The sequence below is a fragment of the Cupriavidus basilensis OR16 genome (assembly GCF_000243095.1).
Classification (GTDB): domain Bacteria; phylum Pseudomonadota; class Gammaproteobacteria; order Burkholderiales; family Burkholderiaceae; genus Cupriavidus; species Cupriavidus basilensis_D.
Genome location: NZ_AHJE01000094.1, coordinates 49,642 through 65,651, shown reverse-complemented (window position 1 = coordinate 65,651; position 16,010 = coordinate 49,642). Strand labels below are relative to the sequence as shown.

Annotated in this window: 11 protein-coding genes; 4 read left to right on the top strand and 7 right to left on the bottom strand. The window is 67.0% G+C overall.

Annotation, left to right across the window (positions count from 1 at the left end):
- Positions 1 to 16 precede the first annotated feature (16 nt).
- The 5 genes from OR16_RS29495 to OR16_RS29475 form a co-directional block, all read right to left on the bottom strand.
- Positions 17 to 3,220 carry an efflux RND transporter permease subunit gene (locus tag OR16_RS29495; RefSeq protein WP_043421642.1) on the bottom strand — a complete coding sequence of 1,068 codons (3,204 nt, stop codon included), beginning with the start codon at positions 3,218 to 3,220 and terminating at the stop codon, positions 17 to 19.
- Positions 3,221 to 3,238: 18 nt separating this feature from the next.
- Positions 3,239 to 4,480 carry an efflux RND transporter periplasmic adaptor subunit gene (locus tag OR16_RS29490; protein ID WP_006162294.1) on the bottom strand — a complete coding sequence of 414 codons (1,242 nt, stop codon included), beginning with the start codon at positions 4,478 to 4,480 and terminating at the stop codon, positions 3,239 to 3,241.
- Positions 4,481 to 4,678: 198 nt separating this feature from the next.
- Positions 4,679 to 5,308 carry an MOSC domain-containing protein gene (locus OR16_RS29485; protein ID WP_006162292.1) on the bottom strand — a complete coding sequence of 210 codons (630 nt, stop codon included), beginning with the start codon at positions 5,306 to 5,308 and terminating at the stop codon, positions 4,679 to 4,681.
- Positions 5,309 to 5,405: 97 nt separating this feature from the next.
- On the bottom strand, positions 5,406 to 6,509 hold the full coding sequence (locus tag OR16_RS29480; RefSeq protein WP_423739693.1) for an MFS transporter: 1,104 nt from the start codon (positions 6,507 to 6,509) through the stop codon (positions 5,406 to 5,408).
- Positions 6,510 to 6,756: 247 nt separating this feature from the next.
- Positions 6,757 to 7,770, bottom strand: coding sequence for a D-2-hydroxyacid dehydrogenase family protein (locus tag OR16_RS29475; RefSeq protein ID WP_006162289.1), 1,014 nt, complete (start codon positions 7,768 to 7,770; stop codon positions 6,757 to 6,759).
- Between the two features lie 500 nt (positions 7,771 to 8,270).
- Between OR16_RS29475 and OR16_RS29470 the strand changes: the two genes are divergently transcribed.
- Positions 8,271 to 10,127 (top strand): phosphoenolpyruvate carboxykinase (GTP), encoded by a 1,857-nt coding sequence (locus OR16_RS29470; protein WP_006162288.1) that lies wholly within the window; start codon positions 8,271 to 8,273, stop codon positions 10,125 to 10,127.
- A gap of 107 nt (positions 10,128 to 10,234) precedes the next feature.
- On the opposite strand, the gene OR16_RS29465 is transcribed toward OR16_RS29470, so the two are convergent.
- A complete protein-coding gene (locus OR16_RS29465; protein WP_006162287.1) occupies positions 10,235 to 10,903 on the bottom strand; it encodes a response regulator in 669 nt (222 codons plus the stop codon).
- Positions 10,900 to 12,312 (bottom strand): cache domain-containing protein, encoded by a 1,413-nt coding sequence (locus tag OR16_RS29460; RefSeq protein WP_043421640.1) that lies wholly within the window; start codon positions 12,310 to 12,312, stop codon positions 10,900 to 10,902. The genes OR16_RS29465 and OR16_RS29460 overlap by 4 nt, the downstream gene beginning before the upstream one ends.
- 393 nt (positions 12,313 to 12,705) lie before the next feature.
- Between OR16_RS29460 and OR16_RS29455 the strand changes: the two genes are divergently transcribed.
- The 3 genes from OR16_RS29455 to OR16_RS29445 all read left to right on the top strand — a co-directional run bounded on the left by OR16_RS29455 (position 12,706) and on the right by OR16_RS29445 (position 15,730).
- Complete coding sequence (locus OR16_RS29455; protein ID WP_006162284.1) at positions 12,706 to 14,778, top strand: carbon starvation CstA family protein; 2,073 nt, start codon at positions 12,706 to 12,708, stop codon at positions 14,776 to 14,778.
- Positions 14,779 to 14,835: 57 nt separating this feature from the next.
- Positions 14,836 to 15,030: a YbdD/YjiX family protein gene (locus tag OR16_RS29450; protein ID WP_006162283.1), complete on the top strand. Its 195-nt coding sequence runs from the start codon at positions 14,836 to 14,838 to the stop codon at positions 15,028 to 15,030.
- A gap of 223 nt (positions 15,031 to 15,253) precedes the next feature.
- On the top strand, positions 15,254 to 15,730 hold the full coding sequence (locus OR16_RS29445) for a hypothetical protein (protein ID WP_006162282.1): 477 nt from the start codon (positions 15,254 to 15,256) through the stop codon (positions 15,728 to 15,730).
- Positions 15,731 to 16,010: the final 280 nt, after the last annotated feature.

Below are 16,010 nucleotides of genomic sequence, written 5' to 3'. Positions count from 1 at the left end.
AAAGAGAAGGGAAGGCTCAGCGCTGCGGCTCCACTTCCCCGCCCACCAGGGCCGGCAACCGATTCCCCTCGGCATCGATCTGCAGCGGGCCGGTACCCGAGAAGCGATCCAGCGCAAGGTAGATTACCGGCGTGATGAACAGCGTGATCACCTGCGAGAACAGCAGGCCGCCCACCACCGCCAGGCCCAGCGGCTGGCGCAGCTCGGCACCGGCGCCCAGGCCGAGCGCCAGCGGCAGCGCGCCCATCACGGCGGCGAAGGTCGTCATCATGATCGGGCGGAAGCGCAGCAGGCAGGCCTGCCGGATCGCGCGCGCCGGGGCCATGCCCTGCTCGCGCTGCGCCGCCAGCGCGAAGTCGATCATCATGATGGCGTTCTTCTTGACGATCCCGATCAGCATCAGCACGCCGATGGTGGCGATCAGCGACAGCTCCACATTGAAGATGAAGAGCGTCAGCAGCGCGCCGACGGCCGCCGACGGCAGGCCGGCCAGGATGGTCAGCGGATGGATGTAGCTCTCATACAGCACGCCCAGCAGCGTGTAGATCACCGCGAGCGCCGCCACCAGCAGCAGCACCTGCGTAGCCTGGGACGACTGGAACACGGCCGCGTCGCCACCCCAGCTCGTGAAGATCGCGGTGGGCATGGCGATCTCTTGCTTGTAGCCATCGATCTTGGCCGAGGCCGCGCCCAGCGCCGCGCCCGGCGCGAGGTTGAACGACACCGTGACCGAGGGCAGCTGGCCCTGGTGGTTCACCGCAATCGGCCCGACCCTGCGCTCGGTGGTGGCGAAGGCCGAGATCGGCACCATCTGCCCGGTCTTGCTGCGCACGTAGATCTTGGAGAACGCGGTCTCGTCGGCGCGGTCGATATCGGCCGCCTGCAGGATCACGTAGTAGTTGTCGATCGGCGTGTAGATGGTGGAGACCTGGCGCTCGCCAAAAGCGGAGTACAGCGCCTGGCGCACGTCCTGGATCTGCACGCCGAGCGCGTTGGCCTTGTCGCGGTCAATCGACAACTGCGCTTCCAGGCCCGACTGCTGCGAATCGCTGGTGACGTCGCGGAACAGCGGATCGGTGCGCATCTTGCCCATCAGCTTGTCGGAGTACTCCTGCAGCTGGCCGGCCTTCACGCTTTGCAGCGTGTACTGGTAGCGGCTCTTGCTCTGGCGCCCGCCCAGGCGCAGGTTCTGCACTGGCGAGAAATAGACCGCCAGGCCGGCGATGCCCGAGACGTCCTTGCGCAGCGATTCCACCACCTTGGCCATCTTGGGCCGCTCGCCCAGCGGCTTGAGCTCGACGAACATGCGGCCCGTGTTGATGGCGGGGGAGGGCCCGCCGCCGATCGAGACCACGATGCTGCGCACCGCCGGGTTCTTGCGCATGCGCTCGGCGGCGTCGCGCAGGCGGTCGGCCATGGCGTCGAAGGAAATGTCCTGCGGGCCTTCGGCGTTGACCTGGATCTGCCCGATGTCTTCTTCCGGGAAGAAGCCCTTGGGGATCATCACGAACAGCACCGCGGTCAGCACGAAGGTCAGCCCGGCCACCGCCAGCACCGACTTGCGGTGCGCCAGGCACCAGTCAAGCCCACGCGCATAGCGGTGGAGCGTGAACTCGAACAGGTTCTCGAACCACTGGGTGGAGCGCAGCCCGATGGTCTGCTTCTGCACGATGGCCGGCGCATGGCTGGCACCGGCATGGTCGCCGTAGGCGTGTTGCGACTCGTCGATCGGCACGTTCTCGGCCGACAGGAAGCGCGCGCACAGCATCGGGATCAGCGTGAGCGACACCAGCGCCGACACCAGGATGGCCAGCGACACCACCGCCGCGAACTCGTGGAACAGCAAGCCGATCACGCCCGGCATGAAGAAGATGGGGATGAACACCGCCACTAGCGAGATCGAGATCGACAGGATGGTGAAACCCATCTCGCGCGAGCCGACCAGCGCGGCCTTGAGCGGCGGCACGCCCTCCTCGATGTGCCGCACGATGTTTTCCAGCATCACGATGGCATCGTCCACCACCAGACCCACGGCGAGCGTGATGGCCAGCAGCGACACATTGTCCAGGCTGTAGCCGAAGGCCTTCATCAGCGCCACCGTGCCGATCAGCGAGATCGGCAGCGACACGGTGGGAATCAGCGTGGCAGCGGCGCGGCGCAGGAACAGGAAGATCACCATCACCACCAGCCCGACGGTCAGGGCCAGCGTGAACTGCACGTCGTGGATGGATTCGCGGATCGATTGCGAGCGGTCATTGACCACGGCCACGTTGACCGAATCCGGCATCTGCTGGATCAGGCGCGGCAGCGCGTTCTTGATGGCGTCCACCACCGCCACCGTATTGGCGTCGGGCTGGCGCAGCACGGCCAGCACGATCGAGCGCTCGTTGTTGAGCCAGCTGCCGGTCTTGATGGTCTCGACGCTGTCTTCCACATCGGCCACGTCCGACAGCCGCACCAGCGCGCCGCTGGGCTGGCTGGCCACGATGATGTTGCGGAACGCATCGGCGCTGGCAAGCTGCCGGTTGGCCTGGATGGTGAGCGTCTGGCGCGCGCCGTCCAGCGTGCCCACTGGCGTGTTGGCGTTGGCGCGGTTGAGCGCCGTGGCCAGCTCATCCAGCGTGAGGCCGCGCGCGGCCAGGGCGTCCGGGTGGGCGCGCACGCGCACGGCGAAGCGCTTCTGGCCGAACACCTGCACCTGCGCCACACCTGGCAGGGTGGCCAGGCTGGGCGAGATCAGGTTGTCGCCAAAGGCGTTGAGCTCGGCCAGGCTCATGGCCGGCGAGTTGATCGCCAGCAGCAGCACCGGCGCATCGGCCGGGTTGACCTTGCGGTACGAGGGCGGCACCGTCATTTCGATCGGCAACGCGCGCTGCGCACGGAACAGCGCCGCCTGCACGTCCACGGCCGCGGCGTCGATGTCGCGGTCGTTGTTGAACTCGATGGTGATGCTAGAGTTGCCGAGCGTGTTGGACGAACTGATCACCGACACGCCAGGGATGGTGGCGAACTGCTTTTCCAGCTGGGTCGCCACCGAGGCCGCCATGGTCTCGGGGCTGGCCCCGGGCAAGGTGGCCGTGACCTGGATCACCGGCGAGTTGAACGACGGCAGCGCCGCGATCGGGATGGTGGGGTAGAGCGCGATGCCGGTGACGATGACTGCCAGGCACAGCAGGATCGTCATCACCGGTCGACGGATACAAAGCTCGGACAGGGTCATGGTGTCAGTGCCCTGGGCTCAGTGCTTGGCATCGGCGTTAGCACCGGCGGCGGCGCTTGCCGCGCCGGCCTTGGCCGCGGGCGTCGCTTCCCGCACCAGGCTGCCGGCGCGCAAGTTCTGCGCGCCTTCCACCACCACGCGCGTGCCGGGCGGCACGCCGTCGATCACGGCGGCGCTGGCGGTCGAGACCTGCACCTTCACCGGCATCGGCTTGACGCGGTTGTCTGCCTGCACGGCGTAGACAAAACGGCCCTCCGGCCCCGTCACCACCGCCTGCGGCGGTACCGACAGCGCGTCCTTCAGGGTCTGCACCACGGCATCCACGTTGGCGTAGGTCCCCGGCCACAGGCGCTGCTCGTCGTTGTCGAACTGTGCCTTGATGCGGATGCTGCCGTACTGCGGGTCCACGGTGTTGTCCACAAAGCTGATCTTGCCGGTCACCGGGTTCTTGCTGCCGTCGTTGGGCAGCGCGGTCACGGCGACAGGGCCGGCGTGCAGGGCCTCGCGCAGCGCGGCGAGCTGGCGTTCGGGCAGCGTGAAGGTGACGGCAATCGGCTGCACCTGGGCGATGGTGACCATCGGCAGGGCGCTGTTGGGCATCACCAGCGAGCCGGGGAACATATTGATCACGCCGGTGCGCCCGCCGATGGTGGCGCGGATGGCGCCGTAGCTGACCGCCACGCGGCTGGCCTCGATGGCTGCCTGGTCAGCGCGGATGGTGGCCTCGAAGCCGTCGACCTTGGCCTGGGCCGTATCCACCGCGCTCTTGGAGATGAAGTTGCGCTGCAGCAGTTCATTGCTGCGCGCCAGCGTGCGGCGGGCGTCCGAGAGGTCGGCCTGGTCGCGCATCAGCTGGGCCTGGGCCTTGGCGAGGTTGGCCTCGTCCATGCGGGTGTCGAGCGTGAAGAGCAGGTCGCCCGGCTTGACGGTCTGGCCTTCCTTGATATGCACGGTGCGCACGGTGCTGGAGACTTGCGGGCGGATCTCCACCGCGGCGAGCGCGCTCACCGTGCCGTTGGCCGTCACCCGCAGCGGCACGTCGCCCTGCTGCACCACGGCGGTGGCCACCACCACCACGGGCGGCGCCTTGGCCGCCGGCTTGGGTGCCGTCCAGGCACGCCAGCCGAACCATCCGCCCGCGGCCAGCACGATCAAGACCGCGCCGAGCAACCAGGGCGAAACGCCCTTGCCGGTACCCGTGGCCGGACTCCACTTAGCGTCGACGAAGCCCTTGGCCTGGTCGATCCCGTTCGTTTTCATGTGAGGACTCTCTTACAGTGCGCGCAAAATGCGCCCGCTCCCCCGTGGCCCGGCCTTCTGGGAAGCCGGTGCCGCGCCGCGGCAAACCGCTAGTAGTACAGGATCAAGGGCGTTGAAGGCCAGTACCCGTGCAATCTGCGCCATTACAAACTATTACAGCGCGAAGGGATACCTGCTTGTATCGAGAGCCAAACATTATCAGAAAAGCAGGCTCTGGCGGCCATTGCGTTGCCGGGCGTTGATGCTTTCTATCGACACATCGCGCGGTCCCGGCTCGATGACCACCGCCGTGCCGGCCTGGAGATCGCCCGGGGTGACCACGCTCAGGTAGATGCCCGAATAGCCGCTTTGCACCATATGCTTGACCGCGTGGCGGTAGCCCATCGCGGCGTTGAACTTGTAGCAAGGCTGGCGCGGCGACTCCACCTTGAGCACCACGTCGCCGATGCGCAGCAGATCCCCCACCCACAGTTCGGTCTCGAGCACGCCTTCCAGGGTCAGGTTTTCGCCCATGGCGCCAGGGGCCAGCGGCTTCTCGGCCTCGGGCAGGCGCGCTTCCCGGCGGCGCTCGTTCCACCAGGCATAGTGCTCGGCCGGGTAGGCGTAGACCGCCTTGTCCAGGCCGCCGTGCACGCTCAGGTCAGCCTGTTCGTCGCCCGCCAGCCCCAGCGGGCGCACCGCAACCGCAAGCGGGTGCAGCAAGGTGCTGAGCGGATGCTTGCGGATGCCCGACATCACGATCGCCTCGGTACCCACGGCCGCCACGAAGAGCGGGACTGCCTTGCCGACGCTGATAGCGAGCAGGCGCATGCCGTTGGTTGTGCCCATGCCGTCTCCTTGACCCTGTGCCCCTAATCTTAGCGCCGGGATTTTCCGAACGGAGGTATCAAGTGAGCCGCCCCATGTGCGGCGCCGCACGGCTGGGTCAGGCCTGCTGCCGCGCTGTCTCGCGCAGGCTCCAGCGCTGTCCCAGCACCCGCGCCCGCTGCGATACCGCCAACGCCAGCAGCATCAGCGCCGCCGCGCCCCAGTGCAGCGAGTCGGCGCCGGCGGTCGCATAGATCGCCGCGCCACCCATCGCGCCCAAGGCCTGGCCGAGGTAGATGGAAGACGAGTTGAGCGAGATCGACACCGCCGCGCGCTCCGGCGCCAGCGCCACCAGCCGCGCCTGTTGCGCGCTGTTGGTGGCAAAGCCGCCCACGCCCCACAGCATGAAGATCAGCACCAGCGCCATCGGCCCCAGCGCGGCGAGCGGCCACAGCAGCATGGCTGCCAGCGAGGTCAGCATGGCGATCTGGACGATGCGCGCGGGCGTGATCCGGTCCATGCGCGAAGCCGCCAGCACATTGCCGCTAACGCCGCATGCGCCGTAAGCCAGGAACATCAGGCTGAGGGCGCCGCCGCTGATGCCATGCACGTCGCGCAGCAGCGGCGCGATATAGGTAAACAGCGTGAACATCCCGGCCGACTGGATCATGGTGGTAGCCACCACCAGCACCATCGGCGTATGCCGCAGCACCGCGCCCCACGCCGCGCGCCCAACCGGCTCCACATATAGCCGCTGCGGCAAGGCCCGCCACACGCCCACCGCCGCGCCCAGCGCCAGCAAACCCACCAGCCCCATGCTGAAACGCCATCCCAGGGTGCTGGCGATCCATGTCCCCATTGGCACGCCCACCACGCTGGCCACGCTCCAGCCCAGGAAGATAAAGCTGATGGCGCGCCCGCGCGTCTGCGCGTTGACCAGCAATGGCAAGGTGGCAGCCGCTTGCGGCGTATAGATGGCCGCGCCGATCGCGCTCAGGAAACGGATCGCCATCAGGCTGGCAAAGCTCGGCGCGAAAGCCGCGGCCAGGTGCGTCGCGGCATAGACCAGCAGCGAGCCCGCCAGCAGCAGCCGGCGGTCGATGCGCGAGCCGAGCGTGGCGAACAGGGGCGCGCCGATGCAGGTCGCCAGGGCAAATACGGAGATCAGCTGGCCGGCGGTGCCGGCGCCGAGCTGGAAAGCGCCGGCAATGTCATTGAGCATGCCGGTGACAATCATCGCGCTCCGGTGACAATCATCGCGCCGGTACCGATCACGAAATTGCCAAGGCACAGCATCACGAGCCTGGGATCCATGGCGGCGGGGGCAGGGAAAACGGGTGGGAAGGACGAAAAGCGCGGCCAGGGGCCGCGCGGGAAGTCCGAGTGTAGCGGTTTTGCCTTGTTCGCGTTGCGCGTAGCGCACTCGCCGGCCGGTGGCCGGGGTGGCCGGGGTGGCTGACGCGCCGCGCCTAGCGCGACAGCGCCGGCGTCAGCGCCTTGGGATTGGCGATGCTGTCGTGTTTGCCGGCCAGCACATCGAGGATGTTCTGGAACGCAATGCGGAAATACATCTCATAGCTTTCGCGCTCGACATAGCCCAGGTGCGGCGTGCAGATGCAGTTTTCCATGCGCAGCAGGGCATGGCCCTGCAGGATGGGCTCGGACTCGAACACGTCGACCGCCGCCATGCCGGGACGCCCGCGGTTGAGCGCGGCGAGCAGGGCGTTCTCCTCGACCAGTTCGGCGCGGCTGGTGTTGACGAACAGGGCGGTGGGCTTCATGCGGGAGAGGTCGGCCAGCTTGACCAGCCCGCGGGTCTCGTCATTCAGGCGCAGGTGTAGCGAGAGCACGTCGCTGTCGGTAAACAATTGCTCGGGCGACTCGGCCACGGCCAGGCCGTCCTCGCGCGCGCTTTTCTGCGAGTTCTCGCGTCCCCATACCAGCACATTCATGCCGAAGGCGCGGCCGTAGCCCGCCAGCAGCTTGCCGATCTTGCCATAGCCCCAGATCCCGAGCGTCTGCCCGCGCAGCACCTGGCCCAGGCCGAAATTGGGTGGCATGGTGGTGGACTTGAGCCCGGACTGCTGCCAGGCGCCATGCTTGAGGCTGGCCACGTATTGGGGAATGCGGCGCTGGGCCGCCATGATCAGGGCCCAGGTGAGTTCTGCCGGGGCCACGGGCGAGCCCGCGCCTTCCAGCACCGCGACGCCGCGCTCGGTACAGGCCTCGACATCCACATGGCCGCCAACGCGCCCGGTCTGGCTGACGATCTTGAGTTTAGGGAGTTTTTCCAGCAGTTGCCGGGTGATGCGCGACCGTTCGCGAATAAGCACCACGGCTTCCACATCGGACAGGCGTGCCGCCAGCTGGCCTACGCCCTTGACGGTGTTGTTGAACACCTTGACGTCGTGGCCATCGAGCAGGCTGAAGCTCGACAGCTTGCGAACGGCGTCCTGATAATCGTCGAGTACGGCAATCTTCATCGGAAACTCTAGTTTGGCTATCGCAAGGTGCGCGCAACCACATTGCGGCGCACCCATCAACGTTATAGTTTTAGCATCTGCCGCCCGACACCGCTCCGCTGCAGCACGCGGCGGGAACAATCCCGCGCGACGCAAAAAAAAAACAGCGGCGTGCGGCGGTGGTATCCTTGCCGGTTCCGATGCCGCCCCAGATTGTCGGTCGAGCCTGTCTCCCGTCACCGGGGGCGCGTCGGACAAAGCCTGCCCGGCGCCCGTCACAGGCGCAGCGCCACTGTAGCGCAGCCGCGGGGCCTGTCGCGACCTTTTGCGCAGTGCCAGTCGCTGCGGAGTTGTAACGGGATGTGACGATCCTGGCCCGAGCCATCCCATGCGGCCCGGTGCGGAACCGGCGGCGAATTACCGCGTTTCCGCCCTGGCGATGGGGCCACCGCCAGCCGTCTCCCAAAGGCGGCAACCGGGCAGGCTTTGCAAGATTTCCTTTACGCTTTTGGAGTTGCAGTATGAACCACCCCGCCATGCAGGGCACGCCCGCACTCAACGTTCCAGCCTGGGTCAAGCACCAGAAACTGGTCGCCTGGGTCGCCGAGTTCGCCGCCCTTGCCAAACCCGACAATATCTACTGGTGCGACGGCTCGCAGGAAGAATACGACCGCCTGTGCGAACAGATGGTCGCCGCCGGCACCATGAAGCGCCTGAACCCGGCCAAGCGCAAGAACTCGTTCCTGGCGCTGTCCGATCCGTCCGACGTGGCACGCGTGGAAGACCGCACCTTCATCTGCTCGCAGAAGAAGGAAGACGCCGGCGCCACCAACAACTGGACCGCCCCGGCTGAAATGCGCCAGACGCTGTCTGGCCTGTTCGACGGCTGCATGCGTGGCCGCACGCTGTACGTGGTGCCGTTCTCGATGGGCCCGCTGGGCTCGCCGATCGCCCACATCGGCGTGGAACTGTCGGATTCGCCGTACGTTGCCGTCAATATGCGCATCATGACGCGCATGGGCCGCGCCGTATTCGACGTGCTGGGCACCGACGGCGAGTTCGTGCCGTGCGTGCACACCGTGGGCAAGCCCCTGGCCGCCGGCGAGAAAGACGTGGCCTGGCCGTGCAACCCGACCAAGTACATCGTCCATTTCCCGGAAACGCGCGAAATCTGGTCGTACGGCTCGGGCTACGGCGGCAACGCGCTGCTGGGCAAAAAATGCTTCGCGCTGCGCATCGCGTCCACCATGGGCCGTGACGAGGGCTGGCTGGCCGAGCACATGCTGATCCTGGGCGTGACCTCGCCGGGGGGCAAGAAGTACCACGTGGCCGCCGCGTTCCCGTCGGCCTGCGGCAAGACCAACTTCGCCATGCTGATCCCGCCCAAGGGCTTCGAAGGCTGGAAGGTCACCACCATCGGCGACGACATCGCCTGGATCAAGCCGGGCCAGGACGGCCGCCTGTACGCCATCAACCCGGAAGCCGGCTACTTCGGCGTGGCCCCGGGCACCAGCGAGAAGACCAACTTCAACGCGATGGCTACGCTCAAGGAAAACGTCATCTTCACCAACGTGGCGCTGACCGATGACGGCGACGTGTGGTGGGAAGGCATGACCAAGGAAGCCCCGGCGCACCTGACCGACTGGCAAGGCAAGGACTGGACCCCGGCCATCGCCAAGGAAACCGGCGCCAAGGCAGCGCATCCGAACGCCCGCTTCACCGCCCCGGCCGTGCAGTGCCCGTCGATCGACGATAACTGGGACAACCCGGCTGGCGTCGCCATCGATGCGTTCATCTTCGGCGGGCGCCGCTCCACCACCGTGCCGCTGGTGACCGAGGCCCGCAACTGGACCGAAGGCGTCTACATGGCCGCCACCATGGGTTCGGAAACCACCGCCGCCGCTGCCGGCCAGCAAGGCGTGGTGCGCCGCGACCCGTTCGCCATGCTGCCGTTCTGCGGCTACAACATGAGCGACTACTTCGGCCACTGGCTGGCGCTGGGCAAGAAGCTGGAAGCTTCGGGCGCCAAGCTGCCGGGCATCTACTGCGTCAACTGGTTCCGCAAGGACGAAGCCGGCAACTTCGTGTGGCCGGGCTTTGGCGAGAACATGCGCGTGCTGTCGTGGATGATCGACCGCGTCGAAGGCCGCGGCAAGGGCACCGACCACGTGTTCGGCACCTCGCCCAGCTTCGAGGACCTGAACTGGGAAGGCCTGGATTTCACCAAGCAGCAGTTCGAGCAGGTCACCTCGATCGACCGCGCCGCCTGGCAACAGGAGCTGGCGCTGCATGACGAGCTGTTCACGCAACTCAAGCACAACCTGCCGCAAGCCCTGGTGGATGCCAAGGCTGCGCTGGCAAAGCGCCTGGCTGCCTAAATAGCAGGCACACCAGCCAAAGCCGCGCGCTTGCGGCCACGGCTGGAGCTTCGTCGGCAAGCGCTAAAGCCCACTCCCGTCAAACGGGGTGGGCTTTTTTCCTTTTTTCATTGGGACCCGGCCGGCCCGCCCTCCGTGCTCCCTTGCTCCACGGCGAACTTCACCAGCTCCGCGCGGCCTTCGATGCCGAGCTTGCGCCGCAGGTTGAGCCGGTGGGTCTCGATGGTGCGCACCGACACCCCCAGCGCGGCGGCAATGTCCTTGTTGGCCTGGCCGCGGCCGATGCAGTTGAAGATGTCGCGCTCGCGCGGGGTGAGCGCATCGAGCGGCCCGGCGGCCGGGGTTTGCGCGGCCATGCTGCGGGCAATGCGGGCGCTGTAGAACACGCGGCCGGCCAGCACCGCGGCAATGGCGGCCATCAATTCATCGGAGGGCGCATCCTTGAGCACATAGCCGCGCGCGCCGGCGCGGATCGCCTGGCGCACGTATTCGAGGTTGTCGTGCATCGACACGATCAGCACCGCGAGCTCGGGATAGTCTTCGTGCAGCGCGGCGGCCAGCGCGATGCCGCCCATGCCCCGCATGCCGATATCGGTAATGACCAGCTCGGGCATGTGCACGGCGCTGGCCTGCGCCAGCCAGGCCAGCGCGGCCTCGCCGTCGTCGGCTTCGCCCACCACCGTGAGCTCGGGCTGCAGGCTAAGGCGCATGCGCATGCCGTCGCGCACCAGCGCGTGGTCGTCGATCAACAGGACGCGGGCTGGGGCGGGGGTCATGAGCGGGTGTTTCCTGGTGCGTCGGGTGAATCGGGGTTGTAGCGGGTGGCCGGCGGCACCACCGGCACCGCGGCGCTCAGCCGGGTCGCGCCCGGCCCGGAGACAATATCGAACTCGCCGCCCAGCGCGGCGATGCGCTCGCGCAGGTTGCGCAGGCCGATGCCACGTGCGGGATCGTGCTGCATGCGCGCCACGTCGAAGCCCGCGCCATCGTCCAGCACGGTCAGGCGGGTGGCCTCGGCGTCGAACGCCAGCGCCAGCGTGACATGGCGCGCACGCGCATGCCGCTCCACATTGGTCAGCGCCTCCTGGGCGATGCGGAACAGCGCCGTGGCCTGCTCGTCGGCCAGTTCGCGCGGCTTGCCGGTACGCGCGACGCGGATCTGCAGCCCGCTGCCCTCCTGCATCTCGCGCGCGAGATGCTCCAGCGCGGCGAACAGGCCAAGGTCGTCAAGCAGGGCAGGGCGCAGGTTGCGCGCCACCCGGCGCACCTCATTGAAGACCGTATCCAGCCGGACCAGCGCCGTGCCGAGCACGGGCGCCACCGACTGGCCCTCGGCCGGGGCCAGGCGCAGCCGGTTGGCGGCGGTCTCCAGCAGCAGCTTGACCGACACCAGCAACTGGCTGATACCGTCGTGCAGCTCACGCGACAGCCGCGCGCGTTCCTCTTCCTGCGACTGCACCACGCGCTGCGCCAGCTGCCGCAGCTTGGCATCGGCCTCGCGGTGCTCGCTCACATTGAGCGCCAGGCCGCTGGCGGCTACCAGCAGGATGCTGATCGCGGCAATCACGCCGATCCAGGCCATGGTTTCGCGGATATCGGTCTCAGCCCGCGCGTCGAGCTGGCGCAGGGTGCGCTCCACGTCGTCGAGATAGATGCCCGTGCCCAGCATCCAGTTCCACTCCGGCACGGCCACCACGTAGCCCAGCTTGGGGGCCAGTTGCTGCGAGGAGGGCTTTCTCCACATATAGCGCACCGAGCCACCGCCGCCGCGGGCCGCGGCGATCAGCTTCTGGATGGTGAGCGCGCCCTGCGGGTCCCGCAGGCTCCACAGATCCTGCCCGACCAGCTCGGGCTGGCGCGGGTGCATCAGGTTACGGCCTTGCAGGTCATAGAGGAAAAAATAGCCGTCGGGCCCATAGTCCAGGCGCGCCAGGGCCTGCATGGCGGCGTCGCGCGTGGCCGCATCGTTGTGGCCCGAGCGCACCATCGGCGCGATCGCGCTTTGCGCCAGCTCTACGTAGTGGCGCAGCTCGACTTCCTTGCTCTGCAGGTAGGCCGCCTCGACCAGGGCGCGCTCGTGGCTCGCCAGCTGGGTGGCCTGGTAGCGTACCGCCAGCGCGATGCCGAACATGGCCACGGCGAGCGGCGCGACGGCCAATAACAGGATTTTCTGACGGAGTTTCATCGGGACCGGGGTAAACACGGATGACGCGCAAGCGGCATGCGCGCGTCGATCTACGTAGTAACACGCAGCATCGCTGCGTAGTTCCGCGCTTGTGCCGCCAGGGACGGGTGTCAATACTACACGCCGGACGCACGCGCACCGCGCAAGCGGCGTAATGCACGCGTCCTGCGCAGTGGGTGCGGCTAGCGTCTTTGCTGTTTGCATCGCCCGCCTGCGACGACCAGATCCGGATCTTGCGAGATATACCGGGCGTCGACGGAGACATGGCAGGGACCATCCCGCCGAGCACCCCTCCGCCCGCCGCCGCCCGGGGACGCTGACCACGCGCCCCCCTTGCTTCCGGCACCTGCCCGCCGCTGGCATTCTTAAAAACGGACTGAGGAGACCCTCATCATGAATCGCATCGGGCAACACCTGGTGTGGCTGGCCGTCGCCATCCTTGGCGCCTTCGCCTTCGCCACCGTCGCACTGTCTCGCGGCGAAGCCGTCAGTGCCTTGTGGATCGTGGTCGCCGCGATCTGCATCTATCTGATCGCCTACCGCTACTACAGCAAGTTCATCGCCGAGAAGGTGATGCAGCTCGACCCCAAGCGCATGACGCCGGCCTGGCGCCACAACGACGGGCTGGACTACGTGCCGACCAACAAGGCCGTGCTGTTCGGCCACCACTTCGCCGCCATTGCCGGCGCCGGCCCGCTGGTGGGCCCGGTGTTGGCCGCGCAGATGGGCTATATGCCCGGCATGCTGTGGATCCTGGCGGGCGTGGTGTTTGCCGGCGCGGTGCAGGACTTCATGGTGCTGTTCATCTCCACGCGCCGCGACGGCCGCTCGCTGGGCGACCTGATCAAGTCCGAAATGGGCACGGTGCCCGGCATGATCGCGCTGTTCGGCTGCTTCATGATCATGATCATCATCCTAGCGGTGCTGGCGCTGATCGTGGTGAAGGCGCTGGCGGACTCGCCCTGGGGCACCTTCACGGTGGGGGTGACGATTCCCATCGCCCTCTTCATGGGCATCTACACGCGCTATATCCGCCCGGGCCGCATCGGCGAGGTGTCGGTGATCGGCTTCGTGCTGCTGATGCTGGCCATCATTGGCGGCCAGTACGTGCATGAAAGCGCGGTGCTGGCGCCGCTGTTTACCTACGACGGCAAGGCGCTGACGTGGATGCTGATCATCTACGGCTTTATCGCTGCCGTGCTGCCGGTGTGGCTGCTGCTGGCCCCGCGCGACTATCTCTCCACGTTCCTGAAGATCGGCACCATCATCGCGCTGGCCATCGGCATCCTGATCGTGGCGCCGGAGCTGAAGATGCCGGCGTTCACCCAGTTTGCCAAGGGCGGCGGCCCGGTGTGGTCGGGCAACCTGTTCCCCTTCCTCTTCATCACCATCGCCTGCGGCGCGGTGTCGGGCTTCCACGCGCTGATCTCCTCTGGCACCACGCCCAAGCTGCTTGAGAGCGAAGCGCATATGCGCTTTATCGGCTATGGCGCGATGCTGGCCGAGTCCTTCGTCGCCATCATGGCGCTGGTGGCCGCCTCGGTCATCGAGCCGGGCGTGTACTTCGCCATGAACAGTCCGGCGGCCGTGATCGGCACCTCGCCGGAATCGGTGGCGCAGGTGGTGTCGGGTTGGGGCTTTGTCATCACCCCCGACGTGCTGATCCAGACTGCCAAGGACGTCGGCGAGAACTCCATCATCTCGCGTGCCGGCGGCGCCCCGACGCTGGCGGTGGGCATTGCCCACATCCTGCACCAGGTGGTGGGCGGCCAGGCCATGATGGCTTTCTGGTATCACTTCGCCATCTTGTTCGAGGCGCTGTTCATCCTGACCGCGGTGGATGCGGGCACCCGCGCCGGCCGCTTCATGCTGCAGGACCTGCTGGGCACCTTCGTGCCCTCGTTCCGCCGTACCGACTCGCTGCCGGCCAACCTGATCGCCACCGCGCTGACCGTATCCTTCTGGGGCTACTTCCTGTACCAGGGCGTGGTTGACCCGCTGGGCGGCATCAACACGCTGTGGCCGCTGTTCGGCATCTCCAACCAGATGCTGGCCGCGGTGGCGCTGGTGCTCGGCACCTGCGTGCTGGTCAAGATGAAGCGCGGGCAGTACGCCTGGGTCACGCTGGTGCCCACCATCTGGCTGCTGATCTGCACGCTGACCGCCGGCTGGCAGAAGCTGTTCGACGCCGATCCCAAGGTCAGCTTCCTGACCCACGCGGCCAAGTTCAGCGATGCCATCGCCCAAGGCAAGGTGCTGGCTCCGGCCAAATCGATGGAGCAGATGCATCGCATCGTCTTCAACGACTACCTGGATGCCGGACTGTGCGCGCTGTTCATGTTCGTGGTGCTGTCGATCGTGTTCTATGGCTTGAAGACCGCCATGAATGCCCGCGCGCAGAGCCGACCGACCGACCGCGAAACGCCGTTCGAGCCGATGCCCGCCTCGGCTTCGGCGCAGCATTGAGTTCGCGCGCGATCCATCGGCAGGCGCGAGACCACATTCGTTATCGGGAGATCCATCATGCTTGAGCAACTTGGCACCATGGGACGCTACTTGGGCCAGTCCCTGCGCCTGATGGTGGGTTTGCCGGATTACCAGACCTATGTGGCACACATGGAGGCCACCCACCCCGACCGCGAGCCGATGACCTACGAGGCGTTCTTTCGCGAACGGCAGGAGGCCCGCTACGGCGGGGGACAGGGCAAATGCTGCTGACCTGCATGTGGCGCGCGCGCAGGGAATGTGAGTGCCCATAGCCGCACAACCATCCTAACCCCGTAGTAACTCCGCGCTTCACGCCGCTAAAAAACGGGCCGCCGAACCTGGCGGCCCGTTTTACGTTTCTGCAGCGGTTACAGGGCCTTACACGTGGTTACAGCAAGGTCGCGGCTACATCTCTACACTTGCGTCACAGTTGCTCAACCCAAGGAAGAAGAACATGTCACGGCACCCCGTTCGCAGTTTCACCCTGGCCATCGCCCTGGCGGCATCCGCGCTGCCGGTGTTTGCGGGCGATATGAACAATGCCCTCGGCGGCGCACTCGGCGGTGTCGCCGGCGCAGCGGTCGGTGGTGCGCTCGGCGGCTCGACCGGTGCGGTGATCGGCGGCGCGGTTGGCGGCGGCGAGGGCGGCGCGGTCACCTCTAACCGCCGCGAGCGCACTGGCGCCATCATTGGTGGCGCACTGGGCGGCGGCGCAGGCACGGCAGCGGGCAACGCCATGGGCGGGCGCACCGGCGGCCTGCTGGGCGCAGCAGTTGGCGGCGGTGCAGGCGCCGCGCTGGGCGGCAACGTCTCGCGCAGCAACTCGTACGCGGACGAGCGCGGCCGCGGCTATCGCGATGACCGCTACTACCGCAGCGGCTACAAGCGCAAGCATGGCCGCGGCCACAACCATCACGATCACGACGACTGATCTGCCTGGCGCAGGCGGGATCATCTCCCGCCCGCGGGCAGCCGGCCTGCGATGCCGGCAACAAGAACGGGCCATGACTGGCCCGTTTTTTTATGCCTCTGCGCCGGTCCAAAATCCTGGCCGGGGGTATCATGCATCACCCGATACCTGTGAGTGCGCGGCAGAAGCGGCACCCCAAAAACAAACACGCCCGTACCGGCATGGTACGGGCGTGTCCTCCAGATAGTACGGGGAAGGCGCTTTCGCTCCCTCCCCGTCGGCCTGTGGAGATCAGCCGAAA